Source organism: Leclercia sp. S52, from assembly GCF_039727615.1.
GTDB classification, from domain to species: Bacteria; Pseudomonadota; Gammaproteobacteria; order Enterobacterales; family Enterobacteriaceae; genus Enterobacter; species Enterobacter adecarboxylatus_B.
The window spans coordinates 3,142,179-3,159,394 of sequence record NZ_CP152474.1 but is presented as its reverse complement, the minus strand read 5'-3'; the positions used below and the strand labels follow the sequence as shown (position 1 = coordinate 3,159,394).

The window sequence follows — 17,216 nt, the reverse complement described above, 5'->3', positions numbered from 1 at the left end:
CCTGTCCGGGTCGGGCCAACTGTTGCCTGAATAAGGGGTAATGATGCAAAAATTAACCTGTTTTAAAGCCTACGATATTCGCGGCAAGCTCGGTGAAGAGCTGAATGAAGACATTGCGTGGCGCATTGGCCGCGCGTACGGCGAATATTTAAAGCCGAAAACCATTGTGCTGGGCGGCGACGTGCGTCTGACCAGCGAAGCCCTGAAGCTGGCCCTCGCGAAAGGGCTGCAGGACGCGGGCGTCGACGTGCTGGACATTGGTCTGTCCGGTACCGAAGAGATCTACTTTGCCACCTTCCATTTAGGCGTTGACGGCGGGATCGAAGTGACTGCCAGCCATAACCCGATGGACTACAACGGCATGAAGCTGGTGCGCGAGGGTGCCCGCCCGATCAGCGGTGACACCGGCCTGCGCGACGTCCAGCGTCTGGCAGAAGCCAACGACTTCCCGCCGGTGAACGAAGCCAAACGTGGCAGCTATAAAAAAATTGAGCTGCGCGAGGCCTATATCGACCACCTGCTGGGCTACATCAACCTGGCGAACCTCAAGCCGTTGAAGCTGGTGATCAACTCCGGCAACGGCGCGGCAGGCCCGGTGGTGGATGCCCTGGAGGCCCGCTTTAAGGCGCTTAACGTGCCGGTGACCTTCGTCAAAGTCCATAACACCCCGGACGGTAACTTCCCGAACGGCATCCCGAACCCGCTGCTGCCTGAGTGCCGGGCCGATACCCGCAACGCGGTCATTGAGCACGGCGCGGACATGGGCATCGCCTTTGACGGCGACTTCGACCGCTGCTTCCTGTTCGATGAAAAAGGGCAGTTTATCGAGGGTTACTACATTGTCGGTCTGCTGGCGGAAGCCTTCCTTGAGAAAAACCCAGGGGCGAAAATCATCCACGATCCGCGTCTCTCCTGGAACACCGTGGACGTGGTGGCTGCGGCGGGCGGTCAACCGGTGATGTCCAAAACCGGCCATGCGTTCATCAAAGAGCGGATGCGCGAAGAGGATGCCATTTACGGTGGCGAGATGAGCGCTCATCACTACTTCCGCGATTTTGCCTACTGTGACAGCGGGATGATCCCGTGGCTGCTGGTCACCGAACTGCTGTGCCTGAAGGGCCAGTCGCTGGGTGAACTGGTGCGTGACCGCATGGCGGCCTTCCCGGCGAGCGGGGAGATCAACAGCACGCTCGCGGCACCGGCCGAGGCGATTGCCCGCGTGGAGCACCACTTTGCCCTGCACGCGCTGGAGATCGACCGTACCGATGGCATCAGCATGACCTTCCCTCAGTGGCGCTTCAACCTGCGCTCGTCAAACACCGAGCCGGTGGTGCGCCTGAACGTGGAATCCCGCGCCGATGCGGCGCTGATGGCGGCGCGAACGCAGGACATTATGGCGCTGTTGAATCAGTAATCCTTGCCCCTCTCCCGACGGGGGGAGGGGACCCTGAAACAGGAACAACGATGACAAATCTAAAAAAGCGCGAGCGAGCCAAAACGAATGCATCGTTAATCTCTATGGTGCAGCGTTTTTCTGATATCACCATCATGTTCGGTGGCTTGTGGATGGTGTGTAAACTCAGCGGGCTGCCTTTCCTCTACATGCACCTGCTGATGGCGCTGATCGCGCTGGTAGTCTTCCAGATGATCGGCGGGATGACCGACTTCTACCGTTCATGGCGTGGCGTCAAGATTGCCACCGAGCTCCTGCTGCTGTTGCAGAACTGGACCTTAAGCCTGGTCTTCAGCTTCGGGCTGGTGGCCTTCAACAATGATTTTGATAATCGCTTTGCTACCTATTTTGCCTGGTACCTGCTCACCAGCGTGGGAATGGTGGTCTGCCGATCGCTGATCCGCTACGGCGCGGGCTGGCTTCGTAACCGCGGCTACAACACTCGCCGGGTGGCGGTGGCCGGGAGTATGCCGGCCGGGCTGGCGTTGCTCGACGGCTTTCGTAAGGAGCCGTGGCTGGGGTTTGACGTGGTCGGGGTTTATCACGACGCGCAGCCTGGCGGTGTCTCTGCTGACTGGGCCGGTAACTATTCTCAGCTGGTTGACGATGCCAAAGCTGGCAAGATCCATAACGTCTACATTGCCATGCCGATGAGCGATGAAGCCAGAATCAAAACCCTGATGCGTAAACTGGCGGATACCACCTGCTCGGTGATCCTGATCCCCGATGTCTTCACCTTTAACATCCTGCATTCCCGCATTGAAGAGGTGAACGGCGTACCGGTGGTGCCGCTGTATGACACGCCGCTCTCCGGGCTCAACCGGGTGCTGAAGCGCGTGGAGGACATCGTTCTCTCCTCGATGATTCTGCTGCTGATCTCCCCGGTACTCTGCGCCATTGCGCTGGCGGTGAAGCTCACATCTAAGGGGCCGGTGATCTTCCGCCAGACCCGCTACGGCATGGACGGTAAGCCGATCATGGTGTGGAAATTCCGCTCCATGAAGGTGATGGAAAACGACGAGGTGGTGACCCAGGCGACGCAAAACGACCCGCGCGTTACCCGCGTCGGTAACTTCCTGCGCCGCACCTCCCTCGACGAACTGCCGCAGTTTATCAACGTCCTGACCGGGGGCATGTCGATTGTCGGCCCGCGTCCGCACGCGGTGGCCCATAACGAGCAGTATCGTGCCCTGATTGAAGGCTACATGCTGCGCCATAAAGTGAAACCGGGCATCACCGGCTGGGCGCAGATCAACGGCTGGCGCGGTGAAACCGACACCCTGGAGAAGATGGAAAAACGTATTGAATTCGATCTGGAGTACATCCGCGAGTGGAGCCTCTGGTTCGATATCAAAATCGTGTTTCTCACCGTCTTCAAGGGCTTTGTGAACAAAGCGGCGTACTAACATGAGCTTACGTGAAAAAACTCTCAGCGGGGCAAAGTGGTCGGCTATCGCCACGGTGATCATCATCGGCCTCGGCCTGGTACAGATGACGGTGCTGGCGCGCATTATCGATAACCACCAGTTTGGCCTGTTGACGGTCTCGCTGGTGATCATCGCCCTGGCCGATACGCTGTCGGACTTCGGCATCGCCAACTCGATTATTCAGCGTAAGGAGATCAGCCAGCTGGAGCTGACTACCCTCTACTGGCTGAACGTTGGCCTTGGGGTGCTGGTGTTCGTGGCGCTGTTTCTGCTGAGCGATGCCATCGCTGGCGCGCTGAACAACCCGGAGCTGGCCCCGCTGATGCGCGCCCTGTCGTTTGCGTTTGTGGTGATCCCACACGGGCAGCAGTTCCGCGCGCTGATGCAAAAGGAGCTGGAGTTCAGCAAAATCGGTATGATCGAGACCAGCGCGGTGCTGGCCGGATTTACCTTTACCGTGGTGAGCGCCCATTTCTGGCCGCTGGCGATGACCGCCATCCTCGGCTATCTGGTGAACTCTGCCGTGCGCACTCTGCTGTTCGGCTACTTTGGCCGCAAGATTTACCGTCCCGGTTTCCACTTCTCGCTCTCTTCGGTGTCGTCCAACCTGCGCTTCGGCGCCTGGCTGACCGCCGACAGCATCATCAACTACGTCAACACCAACCTCTCGACGCTGGTGCTGGCGCGTATCCTCGGTGCCAGCGTGGCGGGGGGCTATAACCTGGCGTACAACGTGGCGGTGGTACCGCCGATGAAGCTCAACCCGATCATCACCCGCGTACTGTTCCCGGCGTTTGCCAAAATTCAGGATGACACCGACAAGCTGCGGATCAACTTCTACAAGCTGCTGTCGGTGGTGGGGATCATTAACTTCCCGACCCTGCTGGGGCTGATGGTGGTTTCCGGCAATCTGGTGCCGCTGGTGTTCGGTGAAAAGTGGATCAGCATTGTGCCGATCCTGCAGCTGCTGTGCGTGGTGGGGCTGCTGCGCTCCGTCGGTAACCCGATTGGTTCCCTGCTGATGGCCAAAGCCCGCGTCGATATCAGCTTCAAATTTAACGTCTTTAAGACATTCCTGTTTATTCCGGCGATCGTCATCGGCGGCCATCTGGCCGGCGCGATGGGGGTAACGCTGGGCTTCCTGCTGGTGCAAATCATCAACACCGTGCTGAGCTACTTCGTGATGATTAAGCCCGTGCTGGGCTCCAGCTATCGTCAGTACATCCTGAGCCTGTGGCTGCCGTTTTACCTGTCGCTGCCGACGCTGGCGGTGAGCTATGGCTTAGGGCTAGCCCTTGACGGCCATCTGCCGCTGGCAGCGCTGCTGGCGGTGCAGGTGGCAGCCGGTGCGCTGGCCTTCGCGGTGATGATCGTGCTGTCGCGTAATGCGCTGGTGGTGGAAATAAAGCGTCAGTTCTGCCGCAACGAAAAGATAAAAACGCTGCTTCGCGCAGGCTAATTTTAAGAGGTCATTATGAAATTACTGATTCTGGGCAACCATACCTGTGGTAACCGTGGTGACAGCGCCATTCTGCGCGGCCTGCTGGATGCCATTTACGCTCTGTCGCCGGAGACGGAGGTCGATGTGATGAGCCGCTACCCGGTGAGCTCCTCCTGGCTGCTGAACCGCCCGGTGATGGGCGATCCGCTCTACAGCCAGATGAAACAGCATAACAGTGCCGCAGGCGTGATGGGGCGCGTGAAAAAGGTGCTGCGCCGCCGCTATCAGCACCAGGTGCTGCTGTCCCGCGTGACCGACACCGGCAAGCTGCGCAATATCGCCATCGCCCAGGGCTTTACCGATTTTGTCCGTCTGCTTTCCGGCTACGACGCCATCATCCAGGTGGGCGGCTCCTTCTTCGTTGACCTCTACGGCGTGCCGCAGTTCGAGCATGCGCTCTGTACCTTCATGGCGAAAAAGCCGCTGTTTATGGTCGGCCACAGCGTTGGGCCGTTCCAGGATCCGCAGTTCAACCAGCTGGCCAACTATGTGTTTGGCCACTGCGATGCCCTGATCCTGCGTGAGTCGGTCAGCCTGAATCTGATGCAGCGCAGCGAGATCGATACCACCAAAGTGGAGCAGGGTGTGGATACCGCCTGGCTGGTGGATCATCAGGAGACGAACTTTACCCCGAGCTATGCCGTGCAGCACTGGCTGAACGTGGTGGGGCAGCAAAAAACCGTCGCCATTACCCTGCGCGAACTGGCCCCGTTCGACAAACGTCTGGGCACCACCCAGGCGGCCTACGAAAAGGCCTTTGCCGAAGTGGTGAACCGTGTGCTGGACAGCGGCTATCAGGTGCTGGCGCTCTCCACCTGTACCGGAATTGACAGCTACAACAAAGATGACCGCATGGTGGCGCTCAACCTGCGCCAGCACGTCAGCGATCCGTCGCGCTACCACGTGGTAATGGACGAACTCAACGACCTCGAGATGGGCAAACTGCTGGGGGCCTGCGATCTGACCGTGGGGACCCGTCTGCATTCGGCGATCATCTCCATGAACTTTGGCACGCCGGCCATCGCCATTAACTACGAACACAAGTCCGCCGGGATCATGCAGCAGCTGGGCATGCCGGAGATGGCGGTGGATATCCGTCATCTGCTGGATGGCTCCCTGGGCGCGATGGTGGGTGACACCCTGGGCCAGCTGCCGGCCATCAACGAACGCCTGGCGGTAGCGGTGAAAGCCGAACGTGAAAACGGCATCAGGATGGTGAAATCGGTGCTGGATCGGGTCGGGGAGGGCAAATGAAGGTTGGTTTCTTCTTACTGAAATTCCCGCTCTCGTCTGAAACCTTTGTGCTGAACCAGATCACCGCGTTTATCGATATGGGTTATGACGTGGAGATTGTCGCCCTGCAGAAGGGCGACACGCAAAATACCCACGCCGCCTGGACGCAGTACGACCTGGCCAGCAAAACCCGATGGCTGCAGGATGAGCCACAGGGAAAGCTGGCGAAGCTGGGCTATCGCACCCGCCAGACCTTGCGCGGGCTGCATCGCCCGGGCACCTGGAAGGCGCTGAATGTTTCCCGCTATGGTGCCGAGTCGCGCAACCTGATCCTCTCCGCCATCTGCGGCCAGACGGTGCGCCCCTGGCGCGCGGATGTGTTTATCGCCCACTTTGGGCCAGCGGGCGTAACGGCCGCCAAGCTGCGCGAGCTGGGGGTTATCGAAGGGAAAATCGCCACCGTGTTTCACGGGATCGACATCTCCAGCCGGGAAGTGTTGGCGCACTATACCCCGGAGTATCAACGCCTGTTTCAGCGCGGCGATATGATGCTGCCGATCAGCGATCTCTGGGCCGGGCGTCTGAAAAACATGGGCTGCCCGCCTGAGAAAATTACCGTCTCGCGCATGGGCGTGGATATGCAGCGTTTTACCCAACGTCCGGTGAAGACGCCGGGCAGCCCGCTGCAGATCATCTCTGTGGCGCGCCTGACCGAGAAAAAAGGGCTGCATGTGGCGATCGAAGCCTGTCGTCAGCTGAAAGCGCGCGGGGTGGCTTTTCGCTATCGCATTCTGGGCATTGGCCCCTGGGAGCGCCGCCTGCGCACCCTGATCGAACAGTATGAACTGGAAGACTATGTCGAGATGCCGGGATTCAAGCCCAGCCATGAGGTCAAAGCCATGCTCGATGCCGCCGACGTCTTTTTACTCCCGTCAGTTACCGGCACGGATGGCGATATGGAAGGCATCCCGGTGGCGCTAATGGAGGCGATGGCGGTGGGGATCCCGGTGGTTTCCACGGTACACAGCGGGATCCCTGAACTGATCGAGCCCGGCCACTCCGGCTGGCTGGTGGAAGAGAATAATCCCGAGGCGCTGGCCGGGCAGCTGGAGCGCTTTGCGGCGCTGGGTGACCATGAGCTCTCGCCCGTGCTGCACAATGCGCGGCGGAAAGTGGAGACCGATTTTAATCAACACCTGATCAACCGGCAGTTAGCCACTCTGCTACAGACGCTTTAAAAAGGGAGGCGATATGCCGAAAGAGATGACGCGACGCGCGTTTGTCACCACCTGTTCCGTACTGGCCGCCGCACCGCTGATCGGCGTGCGGGCCGCAGCGAGCAGCGCCACGGTGGACATCAGTCGCTACAATCACCGTGACTGGATCGCGGCGTTCAAAAAGGCCTTCGCCGACGGCGACACCGTGGTGGTGCCAGCCGGGCTCACCTGCGACAACATCAACACCGCTATTTTTATCCCCGAAGGCAAAACCCTGCGTATTCGCGGCGCGCTGACCGGCAACGGGCGGGGACGTCTGGTATTGCAGGATGGCAGTAAAGTGATTGGTGAAGGGGAGGGGCGCAGCGAAAACATCACCCTTGACGTTCGCGGCTCCGACTGCGTGATCCAGGGGCTGGCGATGAGTGGCTATGGGCCGGTAACCCAGATCTACATCGGCGGTAAAAAACCACGGGTGATGCGCAACCTGCTGATCGACAATCTGCGGGTGACCAAAGCCAACTATGCGATCCTGCGTCAGGGTTTCCACAACCAGGTGGATGGCGCCAAAATCACCAACTGCCACTTCAGCTATCTGCAGGGCGATGCCATTGAGTGGAACGTGGCGATCAATGACCAGAACATCCTGATCTCAGACCACGTTATCGACCACATCGACTGCACCAACGGGAAAATCAACTGGGGGATCGGCATTGGCCTGGCGGGCAGTACCTACAACAATGCCTACCCGGAAGACCAGGCGGTGAAGAACTTTGTGGTCGCCAATATCACCGGCAGCAACTGCCGCCAGCTCGTGCATGTCGAGAATGGTAAACACTTTATTATCCGTAATGTTAAAGCCCGAGATATCACCCCGGACTTCAGCAAGAAAGCGGGGATTGATAACGCCACGGTAGCAATATATGGCTGCGATAATTTTGTCATCGATAATGTTGAAATGAGCGACAGCGCAGGCATGTTAATTGGCTACGGCGTGATTAAAGGCGACTATTTGTCGATACCGCAGAACTTTCGCCTCAACAATATTCATCTCGACAACCAGAATCTTGCGCGGAAATTGCGCGGAATACAGATCTCCTCCGGCAATGCCACCTCGTTCGTGGCGATCACCAATCTTGAGATGAAACGCGCCACGCTTGAGTTACATAATAAACCGCAGCATCTTTTCATGCGCAATATCAATGTGATGCAGCACTCTGAGATCGGGCCGGCCCTGACGCTGAATTTTGATCTGCGCAAAGACGTGCGCGGCAAATTTATGGCCCGTGAAGAGACATTGCTTTCACTGGCGAACATTAACGCGATTAATGAAAAGGGCCAAAGTTCGGTGGATATCGACCGCATCGATCAGCATACAATTAATACGGAACGGCTGAATTTTAATCTGCCGAAGCGCTAGATATTAACCAGACGGCATTTTGCGAGGATTCCTGGAATTAAAGCGCGCGGATTCAGACTGCATCCACTGGTATTCGTACGGCACCGGCGTAACATCTACGCTTGATTTGTAGCAAATCGTGCTGGCGAAACCAGGCTAAAGAGCTATAATTCGGCAACCATTTTAAGGTGGAAGAAATATGATTAATTTGAAAGCGGTTATTCCGGTAGCCGGTCTTGGCATGCATATGCTCCCGGCCACAAAAGCCATTCCTAAAGAGATGCTGCCGATCGTTGACAAGCCGATGATTCAGTACATCGTCGACGAGATTGTTGCTGCAGGGATCAAAGAAATCGTTCTGGTGACCCATTCTTCAAAGAATGCGGTAGAAAACCATTTCGACACCTCCTACGAACTTGAAGCCCTTCTGGAGCAGCGCGTTAAGCGCCAGCTGCTGGCGGAAGTACAGTCCATCTGCCCACCGGGCGTAACCATTATGAACGTCCGCCAGGCGCAGCCGCTGGGGCTGGGTCACTCTATCCTGTGCGCACGTCCTGTGGTTGGCGATAACCCGTTTGTGGTTGTGCTGCCGGACATCATTCTGGACAACGCCTCTGCCGATCCGCTGCGCTACAACCTTGCAGCCATGGTGGCGCGTTTCAACGAGACCGGCCGCAGCCAGGTGCTGGCGAAGCGCATGAAGGGCGACCTGTCCGAATACTCGGTGATTCAGACTAAAGAGCCGCTGGATTCAGAAGGTAAAGTCAGCCGTATCGTTCAGTTTATCGAGAAACCGGATCAGCCGCAGACGCTCGACTCCGATCTGATGGCCGTGGGCCGCTATGTGCTCAACGCTGAAATTTGGGCTGAGCTGGAGCGTACCGAACCAGGCGCCTGGGATCGTATTCAGCTGACGGATGCGATCGCGGAACTGGCGAAGAAGCAGTCTGTCGATGCCATGCTGATGACCGGCGACAGCTACGACTGCGGTAAGAAGATGGGATACATGCAAGCCTTTGTACAATATGGCCTTCGTAACCTGAAAGAAGGGCAGAAGTTCCGTGAAAGCATGAAGAAACTTTTAACCAACGATTAACAGTTAGTTGGTCGTTGTCTAAACGGCGGTGGATCATTCCAGGCTTTCATTAGCCATGAGAATGACACTGCCGTTTTCTTTTTAAATATATTCTTAAATTTCAGTCAGTTAATTGCTGTTTTTTTGTGTTGCTGGCCTGATTTTTTCCCTTGTTTCTGCAAGCATTTAAGACGACAATTATTAATTGATTTGCGCGCAACCCTGTCGCGATTATGCCGGGGTCAGGCGGCAAAATACCTCTATATTATGATCATGCTCAGTGCACTGGTAGCTGTAAAGCCAGGGGCGGTAGCGTGTCTGATTTCTGAATTTTTGGTTTAACAAATTTTCAGCAATCCAATATCCCAATGTATTCATTTAACGGAAAATAACGCGTGAAAATTCTTGTTACTGGTGGTGCCGGTTTTATCGGCTCGGCGGTGGTCCGACATATTATTCAAAACACCCAGGATGCAGTGGTTAATGTCGATAAATTGACCTACGCCGGTAACCTGGAATCTCTGGCTGACGTGAGCACCAGCCCGCGTTACGTTTTCGAGCATGCAGATATTTGCGATAAAGCGGCAATGGATCGTATTTTTGCCGAGCACAAGCCTGATGCCGTTATGCATCTGGCGGCGGAGAGTCACGTTGACCGTTCGATTACCGGCCCGGCAGCGTTTATCGAGACCAATATCGTCGGCACCTACGTGCTGCTGGAAGCGGCTCGTGCATACTGGTCTACGCTTGGCGAAGAAGCGAAAAAAACCTTCCGTTTCCACCACATCTCCACTGACGAAGTGTATGGCGATCTGCCGCACCCGGACGAACACCCAGCGTCTACTGAGCTGCCGCTGTTTACCGAGACCACGGCCTATGCACCAAGCAGCCCGTATTCAGCCTCGAAGGCCTCAAGCGATCACCTCGTGCGCGCCTGGTTGCGTACCTACGGTTTCCCGACCATCGTCACCAACTGCTCGAATAACTACGGTCCTTATCACTTCCCGGAAAAACTGATCCCGCTGGTGATCCTGAACGCCCTGGACGGAAAAGCACTGCCGATTTACGGCAAGGGCGATCAGATCCGCGACTGGCTGTATGTTGAAGATCACGCGCGTGCGCTCTATACAGTGGTAACCCAGGGTAAACCGGGCGAGACCTACAACATCGGCGGCCATAACGAGAAACAAAACCTCGATGTGGTTCATACTATTTGCGATCTGCTTGATGAAATCGTGCCGAAAGAGGGCTCTTATCGCGATCAAATCACCTACGTGACCGATCGACCGGGCCATGACCGTCGTTATGCCATCGATGCCGATAAGATTAGCCAGACGTTAGGCTGGAAGCCGCAGGAAACCTTCGAGAGTGGGATCCGCAAAACGGTGGAGTGGTATCTGGCCAACACCCAGTGGGTGGAGAACGTGAAAAGCGGCAACTATCAATCGTGGATTGAACAGAACTACGGGGAACGTCAGTAATGAATATCCTTTTGTTCGGCAAAACAGGGCAGGTGGGCTGGGAGTTGCAGCGTTCGCTCGCGCCGTTAGGTAACCTGATTGCCGTCGATGTTCACTCCAGCGAATATTGCGGTGATTTCAGTAATCCAGAAGGCGTGGCGGAAACCGTACGACGCATTAAACCTGATGTGATCGTGAATGCGGCGGCCCATACCGCCGTAGATAAAGCCGAGTCAGAAGCAGAATTCGCGCAGTTGCTGAATGCCACGAGCGTTGAAGCCATTGCCAAAGAAGCCGCTAAAATTGGTGCCTGGGTAGTTCACTATTCCACCGATTATGTTTTTCCGGGTAACGGCGAAAATCCGTGGCGAGAAACCGATGCCACCGCACCACTGAACGTGTATGGCGAAACCAAACTGGCCGGTGAAAAAGCGCTGCAGGAAAATTGTGCTCGTCACTTAATTTTCCGCACCAGTTGGGTTTATGCAGGCAAAGGAAATAACTTTGCGAAAACCATGCTGCGTTTTGCAAAAGAACGCGCGGAGATGTCGGTCATTAACGATCAGTTTGGCGCACCAACAGGCGCTGAGCTGCTGGCCGACTGCACGGCGCATGCGATTCGTGTCGCGCTGAAGCAACCCGACGTTGCAGGGCTCTACCATCTGGTTGCGGGTGGCGTGACCACATGGCACGACTATGCCGCCCTGGTCTTCGACGAAGCGCGTAAGGCTGGCATTGAGCTGGCAATTACAAAGCTCAACGCTGTTCCTACCAGTGCTTATCCTACCCCTGCACGTCGCCCGAATAACTCCCGTCTGAACACGGAAAAATTCCAGCAAAACTTTGACCTGGTATTACCTCAATGGGATATCGGGGTAAAACGCATGCTGGCCGAGCTGTTTACGACTACTGCGGTCTGACCTTAAATTTAATGCCCGTTTACGGGCATTTTGCACATAAAGAGATGATGAAATGAAAACGCGTAAAGGGATTATTTTAGCCGGTGGCTCAGGAACACGTCTGTACCCGGTCACTATGGCTGTCAGCAAACAGCTGCTGCCCATCTATGACAAACCGATGATCTACTACCCGCTGTCCACGCTTATGCTGGCGGGTATTCGCGACATTCTGATTATCAGTACCCCTCAGGATACGCCACGCTTTGAGCAACTGCTCGGTGATGGCAGTCAGTGGGGCCTGAACCTGCAGTATAAAGTCCAGCCGAGCCCGGATGGCCTGGCGCAGGCGTTTATCCTCGGCGAAGAGTTCATTGGTGACGATGACTGTGCGCTGGTGCTTGGCGATAACATCTTCTATGGCCACGATCTGCCGAAATTGATGGACTCCGCTGTGAACAAAGAAAGCGGTGCTACCGTCTTTGCTTATCACGTGAACGATCCTGAGCGTTATGGCGTCGTTGAGTTTGATAAAGAAGGCACGGCTGTCAGTCTCGAAGAAAAACCGGCTGAGCCAAAAAGTAATTATGCCGTGACGGGTCTTTATTTCTATGACAACAGTGTAGTTGAGATGGCGAAAAGCCTTAAGCCGTCTCCGCGCGGTGAACTGGAAATTACAGACATTAACCGTCTGTATATGGAGCAAGGCCGTCTGTCTGTTGCGATGATGGGGCGCGGTTTCGCCTGGCTGGATACCGGTACGCATCAGAGCCTGATTGAAGCGAGTAACTTCATTGCGACAATCGAAGAGCGCCAGGGACTGAAGGTGGCCTGTCCGGAAGAGATCGCCTACCGTAAAGGGTTCATTGATGCAGAGCAGGTCAAGTTACTCGCCAAACCTTTGGCGAAGAATGCTTACGGACAGTATTTGCTGAAAATGCTTAAAGGCTACTGATGTAGTGTAACGTCGTCGTGGCCATTTGACTTTTTAAATGATGTCTGAACATCAAAAAGGATTTTCAGAATATCGTTTAAAAAGCACAGAGTTTTTAATTAACTGAAGGCTTGTGTTATAAAAATGATGCAGGCTTTCAGTAAATTTAAAAATGAGAATAGTAATAAGTGAAAAAAAACATATTCTTACTGTATTTTGTTCAGGCATCTAATTATTTGTTCCCTTTGTTGACTTTGCCCTATTTAATGAGGGTTCTTGGCGCTGAACATTTCGGTGTCATGTCAATGGTACAAGCATGGATTCAATATACTATAATTTTTGTCGATTACGGGTTTAACTTTAGCGCAACTTTATTGATTGCGAAAAACAAAGAAAATCAAAACTTGCTCAATAAAATATATACAGTAACGACTATATCTAAGTTTTTACTGTTTTTAATATTCTTACTTATAGCTGTCGTATATTCGCTGATATTCGGGTTGGACATTTACGTCAAGCTATTCTTCTGCGGGATGTTTGCTGTTCTTGGCACTGTTTTTTTTCCTATCTGGTTATTCCAGGGGTTGGAAAAAATGCAAGGTATTGTTATCAGTACCACTATCGCTAAATGTTTCTCTCTTGTTGCGGTCTTCTTATTAGTAAGAGACTCGAATGATATTGGCCTGGCAATTTTCAGTCAATCTCTTGGAATGTTTGTTTCAGGGATTATCGCTATGGTGTATATAGGTAAAAATAAAATGGTGGCGTTTACGAAGTGTGGGATGTCAGATGTCCTGGCTTCACTGAAAGGTGGGTTTGACCTATTTATATCAAATATCACGATCAGTTTTTATACCACCCTAAACGTCATTATCATTGGTTATTTTGCCGGCCCCGTGTATGCTGGCTATTTCTCGGCGGCAGATAAACTCAGGGTCGCTGCCCAAGGCCTGCTTACTCCTGTTCAGCAAGCCCTGTTCCCAAGAGTAAGTTCGTTGGTAAGTAAAGGCTCTGATTTCAAAGATATTCTGAGCTTATACGGTAAAAAGTTTATCTTATTCGGATTGTTTGTCTCAGCTTCAATTGCTGTGATTGGATATCCAGTATCCTTATTTTATTTTAGCGAAGAGTATAGGGTTGCATCCTCTATTCTACTTGTGATGTCGCCTTTGCCATTTATTGTTTCTGTTGGTATTGTTTTTGGTCAATGGTGGTTGATTATCAATGACCATACAGCTATGGTACGAAATACATATATAAGAATAAGTATTTTGCATATTCTTATGGCTATTGCGTTTATACATTACGCACCAGTCTATGGAGTGACTATTAGTGTTTTAATTACAGAGACGATTATTTCTTGTTTGTTTATTCGATATTGCTATCGTTTAGCTAAATAAACATAATAATCCCATTTAGATAATTAATAACGCTAGGTATATGAGCTTTAAAGTTTATTAAATTGATCGTTTTGAGTCATTGAATTTAAGTAGTTAATATAAAGGAAATTCTGATGAAAGTTTTAGCATTTTATCTCCCACAATTTCATGAAATAGAAGAAAATAATAAATGGTGGGGGAAAGGTTTTACCGAATGGACGAATGTAAAAAAAGCGACACCATTATTTAAGAATCATTACCAGCCTAGAGTGCCGATGAATGCTAATTATTACAATCTTCTCGATAAAGAGACTTTAGAATGGCAAGCATCGTTAGCTGAAAAATACCATGTTGATGGTTTTTGTTTTTATCACTACTGGTTTAACGGGAAAAGACTCCTGGATAAACCAGCTGAGCTCCTGTTAGAAAATACAGATATAAATCTACCCTTCATGTTCGCATGGGCAAATGAACCCTGGACAAGAAGTTGGGATGGTAGTCATCGTGATGTCATTATGCCTCAGGATTATGGCAACGAAGAAGATTGGTTAGAGCATTTCAATTATCTGAAACCCTTCTTTGAAGATGAGCGCTATATGAAACATAACGGTAAGCCGGTATTTTTGCTCTACCGTTCAGCAAGTTTTGAACGCTGCGCTGACTGGATCAATTACTGGCGAGAACTTGCTAAAAAGACCTCGTTTGGTGACATTCATTTTGTCACCATGCTGACAAGCTTCTCCCGCGATGAGCGTAAACTTAATTTTGATGCCGCTGTCAATTTTGAACCTATGTGTACCTTCGGACATAGTATGGGTGGGGTAAGTGCTTTACCAAGAAAAGTCTTCACCCGTATTAAGCAAATTTCAAATGAAAAGTTACAAACTAAATTTGCCGAACAAGTATTATCTTACCAAGCGGTATGGAACAAAATTTTAGAAAAAGATTTTTCCAGAACTGTTTATCCTGGTGCATTCGTTGATTGGGATAATACGGCGCGTAAGAAAAATAAATATTTAGTTATGCGTGGTAGTAGTCCTGAAGTTTTCAAACAGAACCTCGAAAAGCTATATGATAAGTCGCAGTCTGCTGAGACGCCTTATTTATTTATTAACGCATGGAATGAATGGGCTGAAGGTACATATCTGGAACCAGACGAAAAACATGGTTATGCTTATCTTGAAGCTATTAAAGATGTTGTTGCTAAAAATAAAAGTTAGTCAATTATCTTAAAATAACTTCATTTTAATATGTATTTATATACGCAACCTTCATATTTGAGATATTGGTTTAAGTAATGAGTCTAAAAAATAATAATACATGTGCTGTTATAGTGACATATAACCCTAATAATGATCGTGTTATATCATTAATAAAAGGATTAGAACATCAGTCTTGTGATGCTATTGTTATTGATAATAGTACTTATAAAAATGGAATACTTGAAGCTAATGAAGGTTGCTTTTATATTTCCCTTGGCGGTAATAAAGGGATTGCTGAGGCTCAAAATATTGGAATTACAGAGTGCCTGAAGAAAGCCTACAAATATATTATTTTCTTCGATCAAGATAGTAAGATTGAAAATGATTTTATTGCTTCATTAAAAGCGCCAATGGAAAATAATCAGTATGAGATTTGTGCGCCTGTATTCTATGATGAACAAAAAGGCTTTGAGTACGCCATCACTGATATAAAGAAAAATGGACGGCGCGTTAAGCATTATTCACATGGTAAGAACGCAGTATTTACTACTTCAACAGTAATTTCATCGGGTACAATCGTTTGTAGCGATATTTTTAATAAAGTTGGCGTGATGGACTCTGCTCTATTCATTGACTATGTTGACACAGAATGGTGTTTGAGATGTTTTTCACATGGAATAAAAGTCCATGTCATCCCACAAGCCAAAATGCTGCATTCAATTGGTGATAAAAGCTTTGATTTTATGGGCTTTTGTGTGCCTGTACATAGCGCCAATCGGCGTTATTATCGGGTAAGAAACTCGATTCATTTAGTAAGGTACCCGCATGTACCAAAGCTTTTAGCCGCTCGGGAAGTTCTGTTTTCAGTAGTCCATTCTTTCCTTCTCATTCTCACTCAAAAAAGCAAAAAAAGAGTATGCGTATACATTTATTGCTGGCTTGCTCGATGGCTTACGCAATGTGAGGGGTGAAAACCCACGGGTACATAAAAAATAATATTAATAAAATAAACTTTTAAAGCATTGTTATGAGATTTGAATGATGGAAAAAATAGCTGTATTACTTGCCGTCTACAATGGAAGAAACTGGGTAGATGAGCAAATTGAAAGTATTTTAAAACAAGATGATGTTTCACTTGATCTTTATATAAGTGTCGATTTGTCTACTGATGATTCATTTGAATATCTTAAGGATAAATATCAGTTATTACCAAACATCCATTTCTTACCCTACGGTAATAGATATGGTTCAGCAGGGAAAAATTTTTATCATCTTTTATTAAATGTACCTTGTGAAAATTACAATTTTATCTCGTTTGCAGATCAAGATGATATTTGGTACGTCGATAAATTAAAAAATGCGATTGCAGCCTTAAAAAACAAAGCATGTCACGCTTATTCAAGCAATGTCATTGCTTTTGGAAACGATAGTAGTCAGAAATTAATTGATAAGGCACAGCCGCAGGTAAGATACGATCATTTTTTTGAAGCTGCCGGGCCTGGCTGTACTTATGTCTTTACAGTAGAATTAGCAACTCACTTTATTTATTTTCTCAGGAATACAAGTGGGGCGCAGGCTGTTGAGTTACATGATTGGTTGTTATATGCTTATGCCAGAGAAAATAACTATCTCTGGTACATCGACTCTTCTCCCTCGATGCTCTATCGCCAACATGAATCAAACCAAGTTGGTGCAAATAATTCCTTTTCTGCATGGAAAAAAAGATTAAGTTTAGTTAAGGGGAAATGGTATAGAAAAGAAATCAACAAGCTTATGATATTATTCAATAATAGCGATGTTAAAGTAATATATAAGAAAATGAATAATAACTATCCTGATCGTCTTAGTTTAGCTCTTCAGGCCTTCAAATACAGGCGCCGGTTACGCGATAAAATCACTTTGATGATATTGCTTGCTTTAAATCAAATTTAATTTAACGTGTCTCTTAATTACATTTACTTGCGTTATCCAAAAGGATAGCGACTCAATTAAATTTATTTATGGTATTAGATTATTATTGAACATTGCATTCCTGCAATA

14 protein-coding genes are annotated in these 17,216 nt (G+C 50.4%); all 14 read left to right on the top strand.

The window, feature by feature from the left end; all coding sequences use genetic code 11:
- The first annotated feature begins 43 nt into the window (after positions 1–43).
- Positions 44–1,414 (top strand): colanic acid biosynthesis phosphomannomutase CpsG, encoded by a 1,371-nt coding sequence (cpsG, locus tag AAHB66_RS15290; RefSeq protein WP_191152424.1) that lies wholly within the window; start codon positions 44–46, stop codon positions 1,412–1,414.
- A 50-nt stretch (positions 1,415–1,464) separates the two neighbouring features.
- Positions 1,465–2,859, top strand: coding sequence for an undecaprenyl-phosphate glucose phosphotransferase (gene wcaJ, locus AAHB66_RS15285; RefSeq protein ID WP_191152425.1), 1,395 nt, complete (start codon positions 1,465–1,467; stop codon positions 2,857–2,859).
- 1 nt (position 2,860) lies between these two features.
- Positions 2,861–4,339, top strand: coding sequence for a colanic acid undecaprenyl disphosphate flippase WzxC (wzxC, locus tag AAHB66_RS15280; protein WP_347113490.1), 1,479 nt, complete (start codon positions 2,861–2,863; stop codon positions 4,337–4,339).
- A gap of 15 nt (positions 4,340–4,354) precedes the next feature.
- Entirely contained in the window at positions 4,355–5,635 is a 1,281-nt protein-coding gene (gene wcaK, locus AAHB66_RS15275; protein ID WP_191152427.1) for a colanic acid biosynthesis pyruvyl transferase WcaK, read from the top strand.
- A complete protein-coding gene (gene wcaL, locus AAHB66_RS15270) occupies positions 5,632–6,852 on the top strand; it encodes a colanic acid biosynthesis glycosyltransferase WcaL (protein WP_191152428.1) in 1,221 nt (406 codons plus the stop codon). Before wcaK ends, wcaL begins: the two co-directional genes overlap by 4 nt.
- A gap of 13 nt (positions 6,853–6,865) precedes the next feature.
- A complete protein-coding gene (gene wcaM, locus AAHB66_RS15265) occupies positions 6,866–8,251 on the top strand; it encodes a colanic acid biosynthesis protein WcaM (protein WP_347113489.1) in 1,386 nt (461 codons plus the stop codon).
- A gap of 178 nt (positions 8,252–8,429) precedes the next feature.
- The gene (gene galF / locus AAHB66_RS15260) at positions 8,430–9,326 is read left to right on the top strand and encodes a GalU regulator GalF (protein ID WP_191152430.1); all 897 of its coding nucleotides are present in this window, start codon (positions 8,430–8,432) and stop codon (positions 9,324–9,326) included.
- A gap of 374 nt (positions 9,327–9,700) precedes the next feature.
- Entirely contained in the window at positions 9,701–10,786 is a 1,086-nt protein-coding gene (rfbB, locus tag AAHB66_RS15255) for a dTDP-glucose 4,6-dehydratase (protein WP_191152431.1), read from the top strand.
- On the top strand, positions 10,786–11,685 hold the full coding sequence (rfbD, locus tag AAHB66_RS15250) for a dTDP-4-dehydrorhamnose reductase (RefSeq protein ID WP_347113488.1): 900 nt from the start codon (positions 10,786–10,788) through the stop codon (positions 11,683–11,685). The genes rfbB and rfbD overlap by 1 nt, the downstream gene beginning before the upstream one ends.
- Before the next feature lie 52 nt (positions 11,686–11,737).
- Complete coding sequence (rfbA, locus tag AAHB66_RS15245; RefSeq protein ID WP_347113487.1) at positions 11,738–12,616, top strand: glucose-1-phosphate thymidylyltransferase RfbA; 879 nt, start codon at positions 11,738–11,740, stop codon at positions 12,614–12,616.
- Between the two features lie 167 nt (positions 12,617–12,783).
- On the top strand, positions 12,784–13,995 hold the full coding sequence (locus AAHB66_RS15240) for an oligosaccharide flippase family protein (protein WP_347113486.1): 1,212 nt from the start codon (positions 12,784–12,786) through the stop codon (positions 13,993–13,995).
- A gap of 113 nt (positions 13,996–14,108) precedes the next feature.
- Entirely contained in the window at positions 14,109–15,194 is a 1,086-nt protein-coding gene (locus AAHB66_RS15235; RefSeq protein ID WP_347113485.1) for a glycoside hydrolase family 99-like domain-containing protein, read from the top strand.
- A gap of 77 nt (positions 15,195–15,271) precedes the next feature.
- The gene (locus AAHB66_RS15230; RefSeq protein ID WP_347113484.1) at positions 15,272–16,147 is read left to right on the top strand and encodes a rhamnosyltransferase; all 876 of its coding nucleotides are present in this window, start codon (positions 15,272–15,274) and stop codon (positions 16,145–16,147) included.
- Between the two features lie 67 nt (positions 16,148–16,214).
- A complete protein-coding gene (locus AAHB66_RS15225) occupies positions 16,215–17,108 on the top strand; it encodes a glycosyltransferase (RefSeq protein WP_347113483.1) in 894 nt (297 codons plus the stop codon).
- The last annotated feature ends 108 nt before the right edge of the window (positions 17,109–17,216 follow it).

Excerpts from the sequence above, each read along its gene's own strand:
- cpsG (WP_191152424.1), top strand. The coding sequence starts at position 44 with ATGCAAAAATTAACCTGTTTTAAAGCCTACGATATTCGCGGCAAGCTC.
- wcaJ (WP_191152425.1), top strand. The coding sequence starts at position 1,465 with ATGACAAATCTAAAAAAGCGCGAGCGAGCCAAAACGAATGCATCGTTA.
- wzxC (WP_347113490.1), top strand. The coding sequence starts at position 2,861 with ATGAGCTTACGTGAAAAAACTCTCAGCGGGGCAAAGTGGTCGGCTATC.
- wcaK (WP_191152427.1), top strand. The coding sequence starts at position 4,355 with ATGAAATTACTGATTCTGGGCAACCATACCTGTGGTAACCGTGGTGAC.
- wcaL (WP_191152428.1), top strand. The coding sequence starts at position 5,632 with ATGAAGGTTGGTTTCTTCTTACTGAAATTCCCGCTCTCGTCTGAAACC.
- wcaM (WP_347113489.1), top strand. The coding sequence starts at position 6,866 with ATGCCGAAAGAGATGACGCGACGCGCGTTTGTCACCACCTGTTCCGTA.
- galF (WP_191152430.1), top strand. The coding sequence starts at position 8,430 with ATGATTAATTTGAAAGCGGTTATTCCGGTAGCCGGTCTTGGCATGCAT.
- rfbD (WP_347113488.1), top strand. The coding sequence starts at position 10,786 with ATGAATATCCTTTTGTTCGGCAAAACAGGGCAGGTGGGCTGGGAGTTG.
- rfbA (WP_347113487.1), top strand. The coding sequence starts at position 11,738 with ATGAAAACGCGTAAAGGGATTATTTTAGCCGGTGGCTCAGGAACACGT.
- AAHB66_RS15235 (WP_347113485.1), top strand. The coding sequence starts at position 14,109 with ATGAAAGTTTTAGCATTTTATCTCCCACAATTTCATGAAATAGAAGAA.
- AAHB66_RS15230 (WP_347113484.1), top strand. The coding sequence starts at position 15,272 with ATGAGTCTAAAAAATAATAATACATGTGCTGTTATAGTGACATATAAC.
- AAHB66_RS15225 (WP_347113483.1), top strand. The coding sequence starts at position 16,215 with ATGATGGAAAAAATAGCTGTATTACTTGCCGTCTACAATGGAAGAAAC.